The organism is Micromonospora sp. D75 (genome assembly GCF_018070405.1).
GTDB lineage: Bacteria > Actinomycetota > Actinomycetes > Mycobacteriales > Micromonosporaceae > Micromonospora > Micromonospora chalcea.
The window spans coordinates 1-3,737 of record NZ_JAGPXV010000589.1 but is presented as its reverse complement, the minus strand read 5'-3'; the positions used below and the strand labels follow the sequence as shown (position 1 = coordinate 3,737).

Annotated in this window: 3 protein-coding genes and 1 pseudogene; 2 read left to right on the top strand and 2 right to left on the bottom strand. The window is 70.9% G+C overall.

What is annotated here, in order from left to right:
• Together KBX39_RS25985 and KBX39_RS25980 are read right to left on the bottom strand one after the other, a co-directional pair.
• Window positions 1-294, bottom strand: a pseudogene (locus tag KBX39_RS25985) (hypothetical protein); the annotation flags it as partial.
• Window positions 291-1,097: a DUF881 domain-containing protein gene (locus KBX39_RS25980; RefSeq protein WP_043327617.1), complete on the bottom strand. Its 807-nt coding sequence runs from the start codon at window positions 1,095-1,097 to the stop codon at window positions 291-293. The gene KBX39_RS25980 and the pseudogene KBX39_RS25985, both read right to left, overlap by 4 nt.
• Before the next feature lie 230 nt (window positions 1,098-1,327).
• Between KBX39_RS25980 and KBX39_RS25975 the strand changes: the two genes are divergently transcribed.
• Window positions 1,328-1,591, top strand: coding sequence for a cell division protein CrgA (locus tag KBX39_RS25975; RefSeq protein ID WP_209963882.1), 264 nt, complete (start codon window positions 1,328-1,330; stop codon window positions 1,589-1,591).
• A 179-nt stretch (window positions 1,592-1,770) separates the two neighbouring features.
• Window positions 1,771-3,737: (Fe-S)-binding protein (locus KBX39_RS25970; protein WP_210872965.1), on the top strand; the 1,967-nt coding region annotated here is incomplete at its 3' end.

Below are 3,737 nucleotides of genomic sequence, written 5' to 3'. Positions count from 1 at the left end.
CGGCCAGGGCGGCGGAGCGGCCCGGGGCGGGCCGGGCGGTGGCGGGGCGGTCGACGGTGGGGCGGTCGACGGCGGGGCGGTCCGTGGCGGGGCGCTCCGTGGTGGGGCGGGCGTCGGTGGGAACGGGCCCCGTCGCGCCGGAGAGGTGTGCGACGGTCCGGCGTCGGGCCAGGGCAGGTCGAGCGGGGGCGGCGACGCCGGGGCGGGGGCCGGGCGCTCGACCTTGGGGAGGAACGCGGTGGGCTCCTCCTGGCGGTCGTGGCCGCGGCGGTCCCGGGGGTCGCCGCCGCTCACCGGGGCACCGTCGCCGACTGCAACGCGGTGGAGTCCTCGAACGCCGGCACGGTGACTGTGGAGACGCGCTCGACGTAGCCGAGTTGGTAGTGCTCAGCCACTTCCTTGAACACCCGCACTCCCTCAGAGGCGGCGAGCGCCCGCTGGAGTTCCGCGGGGTCGCCGATTGCCACGATCTTGAAAGGAGGGGAGTACACCCGGCCGTGCAGCAGCAGGGTGTTACCGACGCAGCGTACCGCGCTGGTGCTGAGCACGCGGACGTTCATGATTGACATGGCCTCCGCGCCGCCGGCCCAGAGCGCGTTGACCACCGCCTGGACGTCGCCCTGGTGCACGACCAGGTCGTCGTTGCTGGCGCCCTTGGGCAGCGGCTGGTCGGGCCGGCGGTCGGCGTCGTTCAGCTCGACCGTCACGCCGCTGCCGGTGAGCGCGGTGAACCCGGCGGCCTGCCGGCTCGCGGCGGCCCGGTCCCGCTCGGTCTTGATCGGCCCGTCGGCGCCGGCCAGCGCGGCGGTCTGCTCCTCCACCTCGGTGCGGAGCCGGGCGGCCTTCGCCTCGCTCGCCGCCACCTGCTCCCGGCGATCCTCGATCAGCTGGGTGAGCTGGGGCCGGCGGTCCTCGCGCAGCGGCGTGCCGCCCGCGGTGGTGGCGGTGGTGGTGAACAGCAGCCCGGCCGCGGCGGCGATCAGGGGTACGCCGATCGACCAGCCCGGGCGGCGCTGGCGGGCGCGCCGGGGCAGCAGGGCGGCTGCCGCGCGGCGGAGGACCTTCTGCCAGGAGGCGGCGCCGGACGTGTACTCCACCGGGCGTTCCCTTTCCCGTCGTCTCGTTCCGGCTCGCGCCGATGCGAACCGACCTGATCGACCCGGAAAGTCCGCTCTTTCCGGTTACTGAGTGCACCGGCCTGGCCCCATTCGTGGCCTGGACGGTCCGTCGGGACTACGCTAGCTGTCGAACATTATTGGCCATGGACCGTCGCCCTCGCGCCCGGTTGTCAGGCCGGACGAGGTCGTACCCCCCTCTGGAGAGCGTCGTGCCCAAGTCTCAGGTCCGCAAGAAGAAGGTGTACACCCCGCCCACGGACGTTCGTCCGACGGCGACGGCGTCGACGCGCAAGCCTAGCCCGGTCTGGCTGCCGGTCACGGCGGTCGCGCTGATCGTGATCGGCATCGGCTGGCTGGTGCTCTACTACCTGTCCGAGCAGGCGTACCCGGTCGCCACCTGGGGTTACTGGAACCTCGCTGTCGGCTTCGGCGCGATGGTCTCCTCGCTGATCCTGCTCTCCCGCTGGCGCTGAGCCGGCCGCCCGTCGACCCGGCGTAGGTCACGCCACGCCGCCCCTGCCAGGCGCTTCGTCGCCGCTACACCTAAGGTGTGCGCAGGGCGGCGTGGCCTGGTGCGAGAAGACTCACGTTACTGCTGGGTAACCTTGCGCGTAGGCTGCACGGACAAGCAGCAGACCGGGAGGCCAACTCGATGGGCAGCGTCCAGATCGTCACCACGATCCTCGCGGCCGCCATCACCGCTGTCGCGGTGTGGCTTGCGGTGCGCGCGGTCATGAAGATGACCGCCGTCATCCGGCTCGGTCAGCCCGCGCCGGAGCGCTTCGGCGACAAGGGCGCGCGTACCAAGAAGATGCTGGTGGAGACCGCAGGTCACACCCGCATGCTGAAGTGGAGCGTGGTCGGCGCCGCCCACTGGTTCGTGATGGTCGGCTTCATCGTGCTGTCGCTGCTGGTGCTGGAGGCCTACTTCGAGGTGGTCTCGACCGGCGGCGGGCTGCCGATCATCGGGCACTGGACGATCTTCGGCCTGGTCACCGAGTGGATCGGCATCCTCGGCCTGGTCGGCATCCTGGTACTGATGGCGATCCGCCTGCGCAACCGGCCGGGCCGCGCGGAGAACCGCTCCCGGTTCACCGGTTCGAGCATGTGGCAGGGCTACTTCGTCGAGTGGGTCGTCCTGCTGGTCCTGATCTTCGGGTTCGTGATCCGGGGCTTCAAGGTCGCCACCGACCACTTCGAGTACCCGGTCTGGGCCGCCCCGCTCAGCCACGCGATCGGCTCGGTCCTCCCGAACTGGGAGGCCGGCGTCAGCGTCGCCGCGCTCATCAAGATCTGCATCTCGATGACCTGGCTCATCGTGATCTCGCTGAACGTCACCATGGGCGTGGCCTGGCACCGCTTCCTGGCCTTCCCGAACATCTTCTTCAAGCGCGACCCGGAGAAGCCGGCCGGCTCGGGCCTCGGCCCGCTGCGCCCGATGACCAGCGAGGGCAAGCCGCTGGACTTCGAGGAGGCCGACCCGGAGAAGGACCAGTTCGGCGTCGCCCAGGTCGAGCAGTTCAGCTGGAAGGGCCTGCTCGACTTCAGCACCTGCACCGAGTGCGGCCGCTGCCAGTCGCAGTGCCCGGCCTGGAACACCGGCAAGCCGCTGTCGCCGAAGCTGCTGGTGCTGAGCCTGCGCGACCACGCGTACGCCAAGGCGCCTTACCTCCTGGCCGGCGGCGGCAAGGACCTCACCGGCGAGGAGAAGGCGACGCAGGAGCAGCTGGCCGGCGTCGACGTGCTCGCCATGGCCGAGGCCGACCGGCCGCTGATCGGCACCGCCGAGGAGGGCGGCGTCATCGACCCGGACGTGCTCTGGTCCTGCACCACCTGTGGCGCGTGCGTCGAGCAGTGCCCGGTGGACATCGAGCACGTGGACCACATCGTCGACATGCGCCGCTACCAGGTGCTGATCGAGTCGAGCTTCCCGTCCGAGGCCGGCGTCATGCTGCGCAACCTGGAGAACAAGGGCAACCCGTGGGGCGCCCCGCAGAACACCCGCGAGGACTGGACCAAGGGCCTCGGGTTCGAGGTGCCGCGGGTCGGCGAGGTCGACGACTTCGAGTACCTGTTCTGGGTCGGCTGCGCCGGCGCGTTCGAGGACCGGGCCAAGAAGACCACCCGTGCGGTCGCCACGCTGCTCAACGAGGCGGGCGTCTCCTTCGCCATCCTCGGCGAGGGCGAGACCTGCTCCGGTGACCCGGCCCGCCGCATCGGCAACGAGTTCGTCTTCCAGATGCTCGCCCAGCAGAACGTCGAGACGCTGAACGAGGCGTTCGAGGGCCGGGAGAAGAGCAAGCGCAAGATCGTCGCCACCTGCCCGCACTGCTTCAACACGCTCGGCAACGAGTACGGCCAGCTCGGCGGCGAGTTCGAGGTCGTGCACCACACCCAGTTGCTGGCCCACCTGGTCAGCGCCGGCAAGCTCACCCCGGTGCAGCCGGTGGACGGCGGCGTCACCTACCACGACCCGTGCTACCTGGGCCGCCACAACCGGATCTTCGCCGCGCCGCGTGAGGTGCTCGGCGATTCCATCCAGGGCGAGCTGACCGAGATGCCGCGTAACAGCGAGCGCTCCTTCTGCTGCGGCGCCGGCGGCGCCCGGATGTGGATGGA